The organism is Arthrobacter sp. BF1 (assembly GCF_056680215.1).
This window is the reverse complement of record NZ_CM155271.1, coordinates 349,204-365,195: the sequence shown is the minus strand read 5'-3', so window position 1 is coordinate 365,195 and position 15,992 is coordinate 349,204. Positions and strand designations below refer to the sequence as shown.

The window sequence follows — 15,992 nt, the reverse complement described above, 5'->3', positions numbered from 1 at the left end:
GATCAGGTCGAGAGTCTGGTGGGGCCGTCAGCTGACTTTCGCGAGGGCCTCGGCCAGCAGGGTCGAGGAGCGGGCGGGGTGGTAGGGGACGGTGACACAGCGCCCGCCCCAGCTCTCCACCAGGTCGCTCTCGGGCAGCCGTTCACCTTTGTAGTCGCCGCCTTTGACCCAGATATCGGGACGCAGCCGTTCCAAGGCGGCTTCGGGGGTGTCCTCGTCAAAGATCATCACGGCGTCCACGCATTCCAGGGCGAGCAGCAGCTCTGCCCGGTCCTGCTCGATCATGATGGGACGCTGCTCACCCTTCAGTCGTCGTACGGAGGCATCCGAGTTCAGGCACACAACCAGGCAGTCACCCAGTTCCCGCGCAGCAACGAGCGACCTGACATGGCCGGCATGGAGCAAGTCGAAGCACCCGCCTGTAGCCACCACCTTTCCGCCGTTGTCCCGGACCCGGCGGACCAGGAGCAGGGGCTCCGCCGGCCGGCGCCGGAATTTGCCCGTACCTTGCCGGTCCGGCAGCGATGCCACGCCGCCGGCCGCCAGGAAATCGGCAGCCTCGTGGACCGCCAGGACTGCAGCGTCCTCGAGGTCGCGGCCTTCGAGCAGGTGGATGGCCACGCTGGCGGCCAGCCTGTCTCCGGCTCCGCAAGGGTCGGCCGCCTCTACCCGCGGCGCGAGGATGGGACGCGGCGTGCGGTCCCGTCCGAGCAGCAGCGTGGCGCCGCGTTCCCCTGTGGTGACCAAAACCGCGCGGCTGCGCCATTCATCCAGCAGGATGCCGGCCACCCCGCCTGCACCGTCGTCGGCGGGCTGCCCAAAGGGACCGCCTGTCCGGGTACCCGCCGCCTGATGCGCCTCCGAGAGGTTGGGTGTCACCACCGAAACACCGGGGACGGGGCGGGCGCCGGAGGGGTGCGGGTCCCAGATTATGGGCACTTCGTCAGCCATCCGTTCCAGCAGTTCCCTGAGTTGCGGGTTGGCGGCCAGGCCTCGGCCGTAATCCGCCACGATGATGGCGCCGGCCTTGGCCACCGCCCGAAGCATTGCCGGTGTGACGGCCGGGGCCTGGGGACGGCCGCAGGCCTCATCAAAACGGACCACTGCGTGGGTCCCTGCCCGGACACGGGTCTTGACAGGCGTCGGGGAGCCGCTTGGGCCGGCCACAACCTTCACCCCGGCGAGCGCAGCCTCCACGTGCCGCCCGGCGTCGTCATCCGCCAGCACGGTCACCAAGCTGACGGGCCAGCCGTCCTCCGCCAGCATCCGGGCGACCAGCCCGGCGCCGCCGGCGCGCCGCCTGATGCTCGAAACATCCACCACGGGGACGGGCGCATCCGGGCTGAGCCGGGTGGCTTCACCGGACAGGTCCACGTCCAGGATCACATCACCCACCACCACGATCCTCATGGCAGGCCCGTCCGCGAGGTCCGGCGGCCAACCTCCAACTCGAAAGCCCGGCAGAGTGCATGCAGGGCGATCAGGTGTCCTTCCTGGGCGTTGGCATTGATGGCGTCGATCAGGACCGCCTCATCACAGGCCGCGGCGAGCGGATTGGGTCCGGGCCCCGTGAGCGCCCAAGTGGTGATGCCAACGCGCCCGGCCGCTTCCACCGCACGCAGCAGGTTGGGGCTGTGGCCGCTGGTGGACAACAGGACCAGCACATCGCCGATGCGGCCGTGGGCGCGGACCTGGCGGGCGAACACCTCCTCGTAGCCGTAGTCGTTGGCGATGGCAGTCACCGCCGAGCTTTCCGCGTGCAGCGAGATGGCGGAGAACGGAACGCGCTCACCGTCGAACCTGCCCACCAGTTCCGCGGTAAGGTGTTGCGCCTCAGCCGCCGAGCCGCCGTTCCCTGCGGCGAGGAGCCGCTGGCCGCTGAGCAGCCGGTTCGCCAGTTCAACGCCCCAGGCGGCGAGCCGGCCGGACTGGCGGCGGAGCGAATCCAGCGCCGGAAGGACGTTGTCCAGATGGACCTGCACGGCGTCCATTGCGGCGGCATTCTCCACAGCCAGGCCCGGCAACGTTGGCGGAAACGCCGGGTCTTCGGCCACGGTTTGCAGATCCTGTTCGCGGAGGGACCATTGGGCAGTCACAGCGCGACTCCTTCCATCCGGGCCTGACCGGCGGGCATTCCTGCCACCGCCAGCTGGTATGCCTTTTCGGTTTCGGCGGCCACCCGGTCCCATGAATAACGGGAGCAGGCGCGCCGTTGCCCGGCGGCGCCCAGTTCGTCCCGCAGTTTGGGGTCTGGGAGCAAGCGGGCCAGAGCGGAGGCGATCGCTTCCGGGTCCCGCGGCGGTACATGGATCCCCGTGCCGCCGTCCACTACCGTGTCACGGAGGCCCCCGACGGCGGCAGCCACCACCGGGACCCCGCACGCCATCGCTTCCAACGGGACGATGCCGAACGGCTCATACCAGGGCGCGCACACCACGGCGTCCGCGCTGCGAAAAATTGCGGGCATCTCGGACCGGGGCACGTGCCCGAGCAGGGTAACTTTGTCCCGGACGCCGAGTTCCGCCGCCAGCGCCATCAGCCGCCGCACCTCCGGATCCGAGTCAAGCATTCCCGGATCGGCGCCGCCGCCCACGATCAGGAGTTCGACGTCGTCGCACCCCGCCGCGGCGAGGTGCGGAAGCGCGCGGATCACCAGGTCAACACCTTTGCGGGGCACCAGGCGCCCCACGGAGAGGATGCGGTGGCGGCGCGTCCGCGGGGCTGCCGGGCCGGTGGCCGTGAAGAGCCCCAGGTCCACGCCGCACGGTGCCAGGGACACCTTAGCGGTGTCAATGCCCATGGCCTTTAGCTCGAAAACCTCATCGGGGCAGGTGGCAATGATCCGATCAGCGGAGCGGCCCACGCCGGGTTCCAGCCAGCGGCGCTCGCGCGGGCTGGTGTCCTCGGCGCCCTGGTGGCGGCGTTTGACGGTGCCCAGCGCATGGAACGTCTGGACCACCGGGACCCGGAAGCCCGCGTCACGCCCGGCTGCATCAAGGGCCGCCAGCCCCGACATCCAGAAATGGCCGTGCACCACGTCCGGGGGCTGCTGGCCCCAGTCCCCGGCGATGCCGTCGGCCAGTGCCCCCATGAAGGGGAGCAGGTTATCCTTGGGAATCTGGCGGGCAGGCCCGGCGTCCACGTGCACAACCTCGAGCCCGGGGCCCACTGCCACCCGGCGGGGCAGTTGCGGCGCGTCACGCCTGGTGTAGACGGTAACGCTGTGGCCCCTTGCGGCCAGGGCCTCGGACAATGCCGCCACATGGACGTTCTGCCCGCCGGCATCCACTCCGCCCAGGGCCGCCAGCGGGCTCGCATGTTCTGAAACCATGGAAATTCTCATAGGGACTTCCTCTCTCGCGACGGAACAAGGAACTGCTCTTCCAGGAGTCCGTTGCCACCCGGGTGCCTGCTGGCCGCGCGCCGGGGTCGCAGCTCCGCAAGCACAACGTCCCAGTCAGCCAGGAACCTGCCCAGGCTGTAACGTGCCAGGGCCGCCTCCCGGGCGGCGACGCCCCGCCGTCGGGCCTCTTCCGGGTTGGCGAGGAGGCGTCCGGCGGCGCGGAGGAGTTCCCCGACGTCGGCGGACACTGCCCCTGCCTCGGGCGGGACCGCCCGGGGTGCTTCAGTGGTGGCGAGGGCGAGGACCGGCATGCCCAGGTGCATCGCCTCCAGGAGGGACAGGCCAAGGGATGTCCAGCGCATCGGGTGGACGTAAACCCGGCAGCGGGCCAGTTCGCGGTGGAGCTCCCTGGTTTTGAGGTCACCGCGGAGATGGAGCGGGGTGTTTTCGAACCCGGCGGCGGCCGCAAGGCCCTCCGTCTTCATCCCGAACACGTGGACCGGCGCCACGGCAGCGAACGCCGGCAACAGGTCTGTCCCGGTTACCCGGCCGCGGCGGACGGGCTCGTTTACCACCACGGCGAGCTCCGGCAGTTCGCCGGTGTAGAGCTGGCCGGGGTCCGGGATGCCGTGTTCCACCACCAGAGCCGGGGCCCGCCCGGTGTCCCAAGCCAACTTGTTGAAGTGCGTCACGTGAACCACCGGAATGGTGTCCTGATCGGCCAGCGGATGGCGACTGAAGGGGAAATTCCCTTTCGGCGTGTTGTGTTCAACGAACGCCGCCGGCAGGTCAGTGCCCGGACGCCGGCCCAAGCGGGCTGCAATCTCGTCGATTTCCTCCGGCCGCTGAAGAACCACGGCGTCGATCGCGTCGGCGTCGAGGTCCGCCAGTGCCACCTCCCGGACGGAGTCAGGCCAGTCCCTTCCCGCCCGGCCCAGGCCCCAGGGGCCGCCCTCGGGAAGTACGGGCAAGAGGTATTCGTGGCGGCCGCGGACGAAGGCGTCGGTCCACCCCCCGTGGACATGCCATAACAGGATCCTCATGAAGGGCGGTCCTTTCTGCGCGTGTTGAGCCGGGTGCTCGCGTGTGTGCTGAGCGAGGCCACGCCGCCGATCAGGCGTTCCACCGCCTGCATCACGTCTTCCGGGGATACCGAGTCAAGGCAAGGGTGCCCTGGGACGGGACAGATCCTCGCCCGCGTGAGGCGGCAGGCCGCGTTTTGGTCACCGAGCAGCTCCAAGGGGACGCCGTAGGGGGCCCACCGCACGGCAGGCACTACCGGGGAAAACAGGCAGACCACCGGGGTTCCCACGGCTGCGGCCAGATGGGCCGGTCCGGTGTTCCCGGTCACCACCGCGTCCGCCCCGGCCAGGACCCCGGCCAGGGTGCGAAGGTCGGTGCGTCCGCCGAGGTCTTTTGCTGATGGTCCTGCCACAGTGGCGGTTAGGGATGTTTCCGCGGAGCCTCCGGTCACCACCACGCGATGCCCTGCCCCCGCCAGGAGTTCGACGGCGGCCGCGTGATGGAGCGGTGGCCACGCCCTGGCCGGCACGGCTGCTCCGGGGTGGACCACGATGTACGGCCCTTCCCCCACGAGTTCCTTTACTTCCGGAACAGAATGCACCCGGAGTTTTCCATCGTCTCCGCGGGGCAGCGGGAACCCTGCTGCCCGGGCGATGCCCAGCGCCCGTTCCGCCTCGGGCTGGTCCTCCGGAATGTCCTCCCCCGGTCTGAGCCTGACATCCAGCAGGGAGCCCGCATAGTCGGTTGAGGCGCCGCTGATCCGTTCCACGCCGGCCAGCCGCAGCAGCAGTGCCAGGGGCAGCGGGGACTGATGGAAGGAGGTCAGGATGACGGCCTCCGTGATCCTGGAGTTCCGCACATAATCGATCAGCCGGCCGGCATGCGGTCCTGTCATCTGCGGCGCGGGGTTCATGATCCATGGGCTGTCCCAGCTGTAGACCTCCCCGACTCCGGGCAGCATGGACGCGGCCGCTTCGCCCTGCCGGCCGCAGAGCATCACCACGTGATTGGGCTGGCTCCCTTCCGGCTGCCGGCCGTTGGCCACGGCGCGCACCGCCGGGCCCGCCAGCAGGACATCGCCCAGGCTGTCCAGCCGGGCCACCAGCACGCGGCCTGTCATGGCCCCTCCCATAACAGGTCCACTGCCCCGGCCAAGTCCCGGGCCACCAGTTTCGCTTTTGTGATTTCCTCGGACCGCGTGACGGGAGTGGGCACCAGGATTCCCCTGGCTCCGGCGGCCTCGGCCGCCCGGACGTCGCTTCCAATGTCGCCAATCAGCGCTGCCTCAAACGGGTGGATCCCCAGTCGCCGACAGGCACTGTGCACCATGCCGGGGGCCGGTTTCCGGCACGGGCACCCGTCTGCGGGCCCGTGGGGGCACACCTCCCACACGTCAAAGGGGCCCAGGAGTTCCTCCACCCTGGCGTTGACGCTGGCCACTTCGGCCTCAGTTAGGATGCCCCTGGCCACGCCCGACTGATTACTGAGCACTCCTACCGCCAGACCCCGCTCACGAAGCGAATCCAGCACGCCTTTGGCTCCTGGCATGGCCCGGACCAGGCCCGGGTCCCCGTTGTAGGGCACGTCAACCACCAGGGTTCCGTCCCGGTCGAACAGGACAGCCCTGAGCTGCGGTGTTTCGGAACTTCCCATACGGACGTAGTTCCCCGGCAGGGCAGTTCCTAAACAAGCCACAACGCATTTCCCCGGAATAGACTCCTCGGAGGTGCCCCGACCACCGGGGCCGAAACGAGTGGCGCTCGAAGGGAAGGCAGTGTGATGGCGCGTCAGAACGAGGAAGACGGTGCCCGGCCTCAGCTCGTGGTGCTCCGCGCGCTGGGCCTCGGCGATCTCCTGGTCGCCGTTCCCGCCTTGCATGCCCTGCGAAGGGCCTTTCCACGTCATCGCCTGCTCTACGCGTCCCCCGAATGGCTGGCCGATGCCGTTGAGCTGGTGGGTGGCTATGAACTGCTGCCCGTCCGCGGACTGGCCGAGCCCCTTCCAATCCCGCAGGGAGGGGTTGACATCGCCGTCAACCTGCACGGCAAAGGTCCGCAAAGCACAACCCTCCTCCAGGCAGTCGGTCCCCGGGTCATCATGGCGCACCGCGGCGACGGTATCGACGGGCCCGACTGGGTGGAAGACCTTAACGAGCGCTCGCGGTGGACGCGCCTTTTGCAGTGGCACGGGATCGACGCCGACCCCCAGGATGTCGCATTGAGCCTCCCCACCGCCGCCGCGCAGCTTCCTGGTGCAACCGTGATCCATGTGGGGGCCGCATTTGCCAGCAGGCTGTGGCCAGCCGAGCGGTTTGCTGCGGTGGCCCGGCGGTTGTCGGAAAGTGGCCATCGGGTGGTTTTCACCGGAAGCGCCCGGGAACGGCAACGCGCACAGGAAATCTGCCGGCAGGCGGGACTGCCCGGCAGCGCGGTGCTGGCCGGCAGCCTGCAGCTGCGGGAGTTCGCGGCCTGCATCGGGGCTGCGAGGCTGGTCATCTCTGCGGACACCGGGGCAGCACACCTGGCCTCCGCGTACGCCCGGCCATCCATCGTGCTGTTCGGGCCGGTGGGTCCCCGGCGCTGGGGACCGCCTTCCGGCCCTCACCTGGCATTGACGCGGGAGGATCTGCGCCGTGGTGACCCGTTCGCGGAGAGCCCGGACCCTGCTCTGCTGGGCGTAACGGTGGACGATGTGCTCTCGGCTGCGGCCGAGTTGGCAACTGCGCCATGACCGCTGACCAGAGGCTGGCTGCTGTCCAATAGCCGGTGCTGCAGGTCCACCAGGACGCGCGCCAGGCGCCGCGAAACCTGCATCTGCGTCATGCCGAGCCGTTTGCCCAGTTCCACCTGCGTCTCCTCGCAGAAGTACCGGCGGTACAACAGTTCCCGGTCTGCAGGGTCCAGGTCCTGCATGGCCTCGCGAAGGCAGGAGAGCTCCTCTAGCCGGTCCAGGGGCATGTCGGCGCAGGCAAGCACCTCTGACGCGGGCAGCGCCCCACCGTGGGGAGGGACGGCGTCGAGTGAGTCAGGGTGGAGGCTGCTGGAAGCGTTGATGGCCTCCCGCACGTCACCAGCTTCCACTTCCAGGTTTTGGGCCAGTTCGGCGACTGTGGGATTACGCCCTAAGGACTGAGCCAGCTCTGACTCGGTGCGGAACAGCCTCGAGCGCAGATCCTGGATGTACCGCGGCGGCCGGACCATCCAGCTGCGGTCCCGCAGGTACCTTTTCAGTTCGCCGGTGATGGTGGGAGCAGCGTACGCGGGAAAACTTTCACCTTTGCCCCGGTCGAAGCCCTTTGCCGCCTTCACGAGGCCAAGGTAGGCGACCTGGTTGAGGTCCGCACGCTCGCGGCCCCGGGCTTCGAACCGTGCAGCGAGTGCTTCGGCAAGATCCAGATAATCCAGGACCAGCCCGTTCTCGAACGCTTCCCGGAGTCCTCCCCGTCTGGCAGTTGGGGGTCCGGCCGCGTCCTCAGGCGTCTGCTGCCATGACTGCCCCGGCAGCTGCTGCTGGGGCAGTTCCGATGTCACATCGCGGGAAAGACCCGGGGGCAACAGGGGGGATGGGGCGGTATTTTGGGCAAACGCAGAGAGGAGTTCGGGCATTGTCAGCATCCTCCGGGTGGTGGTCCGAAAGCCTGTGGCAAGACTTAGAAGTAGGAAATCATAAGCTTGCTTATAAAACAATGCCTCAGAGAGCATCCCGGCGGGCAGCTGGCTGGCGAACCCGCCAGCTGCCCTATGGGGACCGGAAACTAGTCCTGATTAATTCAGGAGCCTAGATTCCGGAACGCGGCGTGTCACCCTCGGTGCGTTCGCGGCGGCGCCGAAGCTCCTCAGCCTGCACGCCTTCGTCGCCTTCGACCCGCCGGGTGCCGTCTGCGGCGTTTTCGGTGTGAGGTTCAGCCCGCCGGATATCGCGGCCGGTATCCGCGCCTGAATCCCGGACTGAATTCGGGTCCCGACCAAAGTCCACATCCTGGTCCACGCGGGCATTCTGATCCCTGCGGGTATCCGCGTGTGCGTCCCGACGCATGCCCCGGCCCTGGTCCGCGTGGTCATTCTCGCGAACGTCCGGGTCAATTGCGTTGGCCTTTTCGGTATGCTTGGCCACCTCTTCGCGGAGGGAACGTGCATCACCGGATTTCTGCTCGGCTTCCTGCTTCAGCCGTGCGGCCTCCACCTGGGCCTGTTCCGCGTCAGCGCGGGCGCGGCTCGCCCGGGCTTCCTTTTCACGCGCGTCAAGCTCCACCGCCTCTGCCTTCCGTCGCATTTCAGCGGCCTTTTCGCGGTTCGCCTCGTCCCGCTTCTGCTCCATTGCCCGACGTCGACGGCCCGTCACCAGGAACACGACGAGAAGGACCACCACAACAACGCCAATAACAACCCAAATCCAGGGTGCGATGTCCAAGCTACCCACCTCTTTCCATTTGCTTCGACCGGGCCGCACCGCCGGGGTTGCCGGCGCCTCGGACCCGCTGATTCTGTTACTCGTTTGAAAATAAACAGCAAGGGTACTTATGTTCTATTAGTAACCATGCTTACTATTTTACGGCCAGCATGGCTGGTTCTTGATCAGCAACCGGCCTTCTTTGGAAAGAGAGAGCGAAGATGACAGAGAACCAACGGCCCGAGGACCCGGCGTTTACGGCGTCTCCCGGCCTTCCCGGCTCTACAGAAGAATCCAGCTTGACCGCAGAACGCAGCGCCAGCACGTTCCCCGCAGCTGCCACAACGGGCGCATTTTCGACGCCGCCCACAACACCGCCTGCCACCACCCCGCAGACGGACAGTGGCCTTGGCGGGTCACGCACCGACGCTGTCAAGGGCGAGGCGGCGGACGTTGCCCGGACCGCGGCGGACTCGGCCCAAAGCGTGGCTGAGACCGCCAAAACGGAAGCTGCTAATGTCGCCTCCGAAGCGAAGGCTAACGCGAAGGACCTTTTCTACCAGGCCCGCAGCGACCTCACCGACCAGGCTGGCGCGCAGCAGCAGAAGGTAGCCAACGGCCTCCGCTCAGTTTCGGACGAACTGCACGCCATGGCGCGTGCCTCGGACCAGCCAGGAGTGGCGACGGACCTTGTACGCCAGGCCGCGGAGCGTTCCTCCTCCGTTGCTGCCTGGCTTGACGGCCGGGATCCCGGCTCCCTGCTGAGCGAGGTCAAGAGCTTCGCGCGGCAGCGCCCCGGAACGTTCCTCCTCCTTGCCGCCGGCGCCGGAGTCCTCGCCGGACGGCTGGGCCGCAGCCTGCAGGCCGGTGCGCCGGAGTCAGCAACAGGCAGGTCCGGCGGTCAATACGGCGCGGCCGGGCAATACGGCGCCGGCCCGGGCGGCTACACACCGGCCGCTGGCGGCACAGTCCCGCCGCCGCCAGTCGGTCTGCCCGGTCCGGCCACAACAACGGCAGGGTTCGACGGCGGCGCACCGGGAAGCAGCTACGGCGACCTGCCGCGTCCCGCCAGTCCCTTGGATAGCCCCCAGGTCGCGGAGGAGCCGTGGTCGGGCAACCGGCTGGCGGACGATCCCCTGGGTGACCGGGAGCTCGCCGATGATCCGCTGACCACCGACCCCCTGACCCGGGACCGCTCCGCGGACGGCCAGACTGGCAGGCTGTGATGAGTAGCCAGATTCCGGAGCCGCCTCCCTCGGAGGCGCACGTGAAGGCGGATAACACCTCGTTGGGTGATCTGCTCGGGGAGGTCACCCGTGACCTGTCCACCCTGATGCGCCAGGAAGTCGAACTCGCCAAGGCCGAACTGAAAGACTCAGCCGGCAAGGCAGGCAAGGGCGGCGGCATGCTCGCCGGCGCCGGCGTCGCCGGACACTTCGTCCTGCTGTTCCTCTCCATCGCCCTCTGGTACGCCCTGGGCGAGCTGATGGGACTCGGCTGGTCCGCCGTCGTCGTTGCCCTCATCTGGGGCATCATCGCCGCCGTGCTGGCCTCCATCGGCCGCAAGGAACTCAAAGCAATCAAGGGCCTGCCCCAAACCAGCCAAACACTCTCAGAAATCCCCCCAACCCTGAAACCCGGTGAGGTAAAACGATGAGCGACAACCCGGACGCAATCCGTTCAGACATTGAAGCAACCCGCGCCCGCCTGGGCACCAACGTTGACGCCGTGGCCGACAAAGTCACCCCGTCCAACATCGTCCACCGCCAAACCGACAAAGTGAAGGAAGCGGTGTTCGGAGTGAAGGAGAAAGTCATGGGCACAAACGACACCACGCCCGCTTACACCAACGCCTATACGGGCCAGCGCGTGGGCCAGGGTACCGGGCACACTGCCGGGGAAACCCTTCACAACGCCACCGACGCCGTCTCGGCAAAGTTCAGCGACGCCGGCGCCGCGATCGGTGACGCCCCGCACCAGGTCAAAGCCAAAACCCAGGGCAGCCCCATGGCCGCAGGCCTGATCGCGTTCGGCGCCGGGCTGCTGCTCTCGGCCCTGATCCCCGCCAGCGAAAAGGAACGCGAAGCAGCAGACGCGCTCAAAACCGCCGCCGAACCCATGACCACCCAGCTGACCGAGGCCGCCAAAGACATGGCCGAAGGCCTGAAGGAACCAGCCCGCGAAGCCATGGACAACGTCAAGGCAACCGCCACCGACGCAGCCGAAAACGTCAAAGCCGAAGGCCAAATGGCCGCAGCCGACGTCAAAGACCGCGCCACCGACGCCAAGGACAACGTCCAAAACACGTGATGCGGGACAACTGGTTCAACCAGTTCTCTGCTTCAGTCAGCATTACAGACAGGCCGGCTCCGCCTCCCCGGCGGGGCCGGCCCGTTCCTTGCAAACCCGAAATGAGATGACACCCCAATGGCCACTCACGACGCATCCGAAACCAGCACCGCAAAAGCTGGCCAGGCTCCAGCACCGGATGATTCCCGCAAACCGGACAGCCCTACCGATGTCTCCAAGCCCTCGTGGAAGTACATCGCCAAGAAAACCCTCAGGGAGTTCACGAAGGACCAGTGCCCCGACCTGGCTGCGTCACTGACCTACTACTCAGTGCTTTCGATCTTCCCGGCGCTCTTGGCGCTCGTGTCCCTCCTCGGGATTTTCGGGGACCCGCAAAAGACCACCTCCGCCCTGCTCGACATCGTCCAGGGTTTCGCTCCGGGCCAGACCCTGGAGACGATCCGCCCGGTGGTCCAGGACCTTGCCAGCTCCTCAGCTGCCGGCCTGACGCTGATCCTCGGCCTCCTCACCGCTCTCTGGTCCGCCTCCGGCTACGTCGGTGCCTTCGGCCGGGCCATGAACAGGGTCTACGAAACCGATGAGGGCCGCCCCTTTGTGAAGCTGCGCGGCACCATGCTCGGTGTCACCATCGTCAATCTGCTGATCGTCGTCATCATCGCAGCGATGCTCGTGCTGAGCGGCCCTGTCGCAGAATCCGTCGGAAGCCTGATCGGTCTGGGCGGTGCGTTCGTGACCGTCTGGAACATCGCCAAGTGGCCGGTGATGCTGGTGTTGATCGTCGTGGCGATCGCCATCCTCTACTTCGCCACCCCCAACGTAAAGCAGCCGAAGTTCCGCTGGATGAGCATGGGTTCGGCCATCGCCCTGGTGGTGTTCCTGCTGGCCTCACTGGCCTTTGGCTTCTACGTGGCCAACTTCAGCAGCTACAACAAGACGTACGGCGCAATCGGCGGTGTGATTGTCGCGCTGCTGTGGCTGTGGATCCTGAACATGTCCCTGCTTTTTGGGGCCGAATTCGACGCCGAGATGGAGCGTGGACGGCAGCTCCAGGCCGGTATCGAGGCTGAGGAAACCATCCAGCTGCCGCCGCGGGATACCAAAAAGAGCGAGAAGCTCCAGAAACAGGAAGAAGAAGACGTCCGGCACGGCCGCGAACTGCGCGAAAAGTACAGCGCCGAGAACGGACAGGACGCGGAAGGCTCGAGCGAAGGCGGGCACTCAGGTCAGGACGGATCCGGAGACCAGGGAGGGCAACGGCACCGTGACAGGGTCCGGGACAAGGTGCGTGACCGTGCCGCCGGAAAGGACCCGGGACGCGAGGATCACTAGGTCGAGGCGCTGAACTGGGGCGGGACCTGGCCGGAAGGGCCGGGTCGGGCGTGAAAGGCCGGGACTAGGCAGAACCTCCAAGATGGGAGAAAATTGTGTTGTAGATCCTGTGGTTTCCCGGGCTGTCAGCCGTCCGGGGCGAAGCGGGGTCGGCGGCGAGGTGGCCTCTTCTGAGACCGAGGCCAGTCCCCCCAGTCGTCGTCGGCCCCCCGGATTTCCCTGCATTTCCCCTTCGACCGATTGCGACTGGTCCAGGTCAGCCGTTCAGCGCCGCCGCGGGTTCCCGCGTGAGTGACAGCAGATAGGCGCCGAACCCCTGCGGCGCCCGGGCATCGGTCCGGCCTGAAGTCCGGACCCGGATGGTGTCCGTGGACCACACTGCGGCACCGTTCTTACGAAGCCGCTCCACCAATGCCCGGTCCTCGTGCGAGCGTAGACGGGGAAACCCGCCCGCCAGCACGTAGGCAGAAGCCCTCACCCCCAGGTTGGCGCCATGCACGTGGGCATGGTTCTCACCTAGCTGGTGCCGGGCGTGCCAGCGCCTCAGGAGCTCGCTCTCCATGCCTTCCGGGTCAGGTTCCACTGTTCCCACGACTGCATCCGCACCGCGGCCGGCCAGTTCCACCTGGCGCAGCAGCCAGTTCTCGGGAACACAGGAATCGGCGTCGGTATTTGCCAGCCAGACTTCCGGCGAAGCGTACGGCAGGCCCTTTTCGTTGCTTCCCAGCAAAGCACCGCGGTTGCCTGCGCGCCGGCTTCCCCCGACGCTGCGGAACGTTACCTGCAAAGTACTGATGCGGCGGTCCACCGCGGCCTGGTGCGAGGCGACTGCCGCGGAACCGTCCGTGCAGCTGTCCAGCGTCACGAGAATAGACACGGCGGTGTTCGGGCTTTGCGCCTGCAGAGCGTCGGCCGCTGTACGTACGGCACCGAGGGCCCTGGGAAGGAGCCGCTCCTCGTTGTGGACCGGAATCACCACCGCTACCTGCCTGATGCGGTCCACGTCAGGCCCCCGAATTTCCGGAATCGGTAGGAGACACCAGCGTCTCCAGCACAAAATCGCGTTCCTGGTACAGTCCTGCGGTGCGCCAACGCAGCCGGTTCCGGGCCAGCGCATGGACCGAATCGCCGTCGAGCTCCCAGCCTGAAATCGGGTGCCGCCAATGGCACAGCAGCAGCGTGCCGTCCGGTGTCATGGATGATTGGATCCGCTCCAGAAGCTGATCAAGCTCCGACGACGCAAGGTAGTACCCCACCTCGGAGACCACCACTAGGTCATAGCAGCCCTCGGGCCACTCTCCGGGCAGAGTCAGTTGGCGGGTGGCGACGCCGGGAAAGGGCGCGAGGCGCTCGGCCGCAAGTTTCAGGGCTGTGCTGCTGGCGTCAACGGCCAGGAGGCTGGTGCACCTGCCGGCCAGCTCGGCGGTCAGGGTACCGATGGAGCACCCGATCTCCAGGCCCGACTGGTAACTTTCCCGGGGCAGCGCGGCGAGCGTCAGGCTGCGTTTTCGTCGCTCGTACCAACGGGTGGTGTACTCCCAGGGATCCCCGGACTCCGAGTGAACCTCATCGAAAATCCGTTGCGCGTCCACGCTCGTGTGCGGCGCAAAGGCCGGGGCAGACTCCCTGCCGGCCGCGCGTGGCGGGACGGCACGGTTCCATGCAAACGTTTCGAAAGGGCGCTGGAAATGCTTGAGGAAGCCGTCCGCAAGCAGCGCCTCGTCGCCAGCCAGTGCAGACAGTGGGCGCGTCTGGCTGGTGTGGGCGGCCATGGCTGCTGCCTTGCGTGCCTGCTGTTCAGGGTCGAGGGGAAGCCGTGCCCAAGTGCGCCAGGCCGGATCTTCCGGGGAGGCCCACAGCCAGTACCAGATGGGATACTCCAGCAGGGCATGCCCGTCTTCCAGGGCAACTTGCGCGGCCGCGTTGCCGAGGGCGTCGTGGTCGGCGTGGCCGTCCGCACGATACGGAGCCACGATTGCCAACTGCTGCGGCTGCCGTGAAGGCACGGGTTGGCCGGGCTGACCGTGCTCACCGGACTGCCGGTTGATGGTTTCCCTCAGCCGCGCGGCGATCTCCTGTTTCCGGTCCTTCAGGCCGCCATCGGGCAGCCCCAGGAAACGCCAGTGCCCGGCCAGCCCCAATATCTGCATCGCTGAGGCGAACTCCTCAATCCGCACGGCTGCGAGCTGTTCGGGTGTCATGGTGGTGGACTCAGGATGCGAGGCCTCACCGGCTGTGCAGAGCAGGACGTCGACGTCGGCGCCCGAAGCGTGCAGCAGCGACAGGAGGCCGCCCGCGCCGAGGCTTTCGTCGTCCGGGTGGGCGGCCAGCACAACAAACCGCATGGCACCGAAATCCTGCGCTCCAAGGGGAAGCTCGGCCAAAGCCGCCAGACCGCTGGCAGCCCAGTCCTCTTCGTCCGTGCCCGGGTCCGTGTGCGAGAAGGTCACCAAGGGTGTTCCCCTGCGAGCGTCAGTTTCCCCAACTGGGCGTCGTCCCGCATGGCATGGTGTTGGCGCACATACAGCGCCAGGTCCGCCATGCGCTTGGCATAGGGTTCGTCGAACGCCAACGGCCCGGGCCCCCGATTCGTGTTGATCAGGGAAAGCACACGCTCGACGGCGGCGGCTACCGTTCCGCGCACGCGCAACGCTTCGCTCCACGCACTGCGGCCGGCCGCCGGGGTGCCGTCCCCCGCGGCGGACAGGCCGCCGTCGTTGGACAGGGCGCCGCCGTTCGACAGGCCGCCGCCATTCGACAGGGCACCGCCGTCGATCAGACCCGCCACGCGCCCCAGGTACTCCATGGTGGAGGTAAGGATGCGGTCCGTCTCCCCCATCGCTGCCAGCGCGATCTGGTCAGGTTCCCGTCCCTTTCCGGCAGCGGCACTCAAGGATTCGCGGTAGTCCCTGGCCACGGCCACCGCTCCGCCCAGCCAGCAGGCGGCCACTCCCATGCCGCCCCAGGCAAACCCGGGGCGGCTGAAGTACCAGCCATCGCCACCGACGGGAACTGCCGGCACCTGACTGAAATGGACCGTGCCGCTGGGGATCTCCCGCAGGCCGCGCGCCACCCACACGGGCACTTCGCATGTCACACCGGAGTACCGGAGATCCACGGCAAAGGCGGCCCGGCCTCCACTTTCGGTGTGGGCGGTGACAATGGCACGGTCAAGCAGCGGCGCCAGCGAGCACCACGGTTTGGCGCCGCTCAGGAGGATGCCGCCGCCGTCGGCCTTTGCTTCCAGGCGGGCCCCCGGTCCTTCAGCGGCGAAAACTCCCCACAGGCCGGCGCGCTCGTTTGGCGGATGGCCGGCCTGGGCGAGGATGGCCTGCGCATCCAGATGGGGCTCGAAAATTCGGCCCGCGGCCACATCCACGCTGGCCACCGAAGCCAGCAACTCCCAGAGAAGGCCCGTCTGGCCGTGCCCCGGCTTCGGCCAGCTGTTTCCGGCGTTTCCTGCCAGTGTCAGCAGCGCCGGGACATCCCCGGCCGCGGACGATACCCCGTGGAGCAGGGCGCCGTACTGGGCGAGGTCGGTTTCAGCTGAAACCAGTCGGACGGGTCTGGGAAAGCTTCGCTGCTCAGGCACTCCCCG

Annotated in this window: 15 protein-coding genes and 1 pseudogene; 5 read left to right on the top strand and 11 right to left on the bottom strand. The window is 67.5% G+C overall.

Annotated features, from left to right (window positions below):
- Positions 1-27: 27 nt before the first annotated feature.
- The 6 genes from rfaE2 to AC1MCD_RS01745 are packed head-to-tail and all read right to left on the bottom strand — an operon-like array spanning position 28 to position 6,019.
- A complete protein-coding gene (gene rfaE2 / locus AC1MCD_RS01770; RefSeq protein WP_498675316.1) occupies positions 28-1,410 on the bottom strand; it encodes a D-glycero-beta-D-manno-heptose 1-phosphate adenylyltransferase in 1,383 nt (460 codons plus the stop codon).
- Positions 1,407-2,096, bottom strand: coding sequence for a D-sedoheptulose-7-phosphate isomerase (locus AC1MCD_RS01765; protein ID WP_498675314.1), 690 nt, complete (start codon positions 2,094-2,096; stop codon positions 1,407-1,409). Before AC1MCD_RS01765 ends, rfaE2 begins: the two co-directional genes overlap by 4 nt.
- Complete coding sequence (locus tag AC1MCD_RS01760; protein WP_498675313.1) at positions 2,093-3,343, bottom strand: glycosyltransferase; 1,251 nt, start codon at positions 3,341-3,343, stop codon at positions 2,093-2,095. Before AC1MCD_RS01760 ends, AC1MCD_RS01765 begins: the two co-directional genes overlap by 4 nt.
- On the bottom strand, positions 3,340-4,386 hold the full coding sequence (locus AC1MCD_RS01755; RefSeq protein WP_498675311.1) for a glycosyltransferase: 1,047 nt from the start codon (positions 4,384-4,386) through the stop codon (positions 3,340-3,342). Before AC1MCD_RS01755 ends, AC1MCD_RS01760 begins: the two co-directional genes overlap by 4 nt.
- Positions 4,383-5,486, bottom strand: coding sequence for a glycosyltransferase family 9 protein (locus tag AC1MCD_RS01750; protein ID WP_498675310.1), 1,104 nt, complete (start codon positions 5,484-5,486; stop codon positions 4,383-4,385). Before AC1MCD_RS01750 ends, AC1MCD_RS01755 begins: the two co-directional genes overlap by 4 nt.
- Positions 5,483-6,019, bottom strand: coding sequence for a D-glycero-alpha-D-manno-heptose-1,7-bisphosphate 7-phosphatase (locus tag AC1MCD_RS01745; protein ID WP_498675309.1), 537 nt, complete (start codon positions 6,017-6,019; stop codon positions 5,483-5,485). The genes AC1MCD_RS01750 and AC1MCD_RS01745 overlap by 4 nt, the downstream gene beginning before the upstream one ends.
- 126 nt (positions 6,020-6,145) lie before the next feature.
- Between AC1MCD_RS01745 and AC1MCD_RS01740 the strand changes: the two genes are divergently transcribed.
- Positions 6,146-7,096, top strand: a complete 951-nt coding sequence (locus AC1MCD_RS01740; RefSeq protein WP_498675307.1) for a glycosyltransferase family 9 protein — start codon at positions 6,146-6,148, stop codon at positions 7,094-7,096.
- A 14-nt stretch (positions 7,097-7,110) separates the two neighbouring features.
- Here the strand turns inward: AC1MCD_RS01740 and AC1MCD_RS01735 are convergent.
- Both AC1MCD_RS01735 and AC1MCD_RS01730 read right to left on the bottom strand, forming a co-directional pair.
- Positions 7,111-7,971 (bottom strand): annotated as a pseudogene (locus AC1MCD_RS01735) (sigma-70 family RNA polymerase sigma factor); the annotation flags it as partial.
- Between the two features lie 172 nt (positions 7,972-8,143).
- Positions 8,144-8,776 (bottom strand): hypothetical protein, encoded by a 633-nt coding sequence (locus AC1MCD_RS01730; RefSeq protein ID WP_498675306.1) that lies wholly within the window; start codon positions 8,774-8,776, stop codon positions 8,144-8,146.
- A 200-nt stretch (positions 8,777-8,976) separates the two neighbouring features.
- Between AC1MCD_RS01730 and AC1MCD_RS01725 the strand changes: the two genes are divergently transcribed.
- The 4 genes from AC1MCD_RS01725 (at position 8,977) to AC1MCD_RS01710 (ending at position 12,394) form a co-directional block, all read left to right on the top strand.
- The gene (locus AC1MCD_RS01725; RefSeq protein WP_498675305.1) at positions 8,977-9,981 is read left to right on the top strand and encodes a hypothetical protein; all 1,005 of its coding nucleotides are present in this window, start codon (positions 8,977-8,979) and stop codon (positions 9,979-9,981) included.
- Positions 9,981-10,412, top strand: coding sequence for a phage holin family protein (locus tag AC1MCD_RS01720; RefSeq protein WP_498675304.1), 432 nt, complete (start codon positions 9,981-9,983; stop codon positions 10,410-10,412). The genes AC1MCD_RS01725 and AC1MCD_RS01720 overlap by 1 nt, the downstream gene beginning before the upstream one ends.
- Positions 10,409-11,065 carry a DUF3618 domain-containing protein gene (locus tag AC1MCD_RS01715; protein ID WP_498675303.1) on the top strand — a complete coding sequence of 219 codons (657 nt, stop codon included), beginning with the start codon at positions 10,409-10,411 and terminating at the stop codon, positions 11,063-11,065. The genes AC1MCD_RS01720 and AC1MCD_RS01715 overlap by 4 nt, the downstream gene beginning before the upstream one ends.
- A 117-nt stretch (positions 11,066-11,182) precedes the next feature.
- The gene (locus tag AC1MCD_RS01710) at positions 11,183-12,394 is read left to right on the top strand and encodes a YihY/virulence factor BrkB family protein (RefSeq protein WP_498675302.1); all 1,212 of its coding nucleotides are present in this window, start codon (positions 11,183-11,185) and stop codon (positions 12,392-12,394) included.
- A gap of 256 nt (positions 12,395-12,650) precedes the next feature.
- Here the strand turns inward: AC1MCD_RS01710 and AC1MCD_RS01705 are convergent, their stop codons facing one another.
- From AC1MCD_RS01705 to AC1MCD_RS01695, 3 genes are read right to left on the bottom strand one after another with little or no spacing between them, the layout of a single operon-like run.
- The gene (locus tag AC1MCD_RS01705; RefSeq protein WP_498675300.1) at positions 12,651-13,397 is read right to left on the bottom strand and encodes a glycosyltransferase family 2 protein; all 747 of its coding nucleotides are present in this window, start codon (positions 13,395-13,397) and stop codon (positions 12,651-12,653) included.
- A gap of 1 nt (position 13,398) precedes the next feature.
- On the bottom strand, positions 13,399-14,847 hold the full coding sequence (locus AC1MCD_RS01700) for a PIG-L family deacetylase (protein ID WP_498675298.1): 1,449 nt from the start codon (positions 14,845-14,847) through the stop codon (positions 13,399-13,401).
- Complete coding sequence (locus AC1MCD_RS01695; RefSeq protein WP_498675296.1) at positions 14,841-15,986, bottom strand: hypothetical protein; 1,146 nt, start codon at positions 15,984-15,986, stop codon at positions 14,841-14,843. The genes AC1MCD_RS01700 and AC1MCD_RS01695 overlap by 7 nt, the downstream gene beginning before the upstream one ends.
- Positions 15,987-15,992 lie beyond the last annotated feature (6 nt).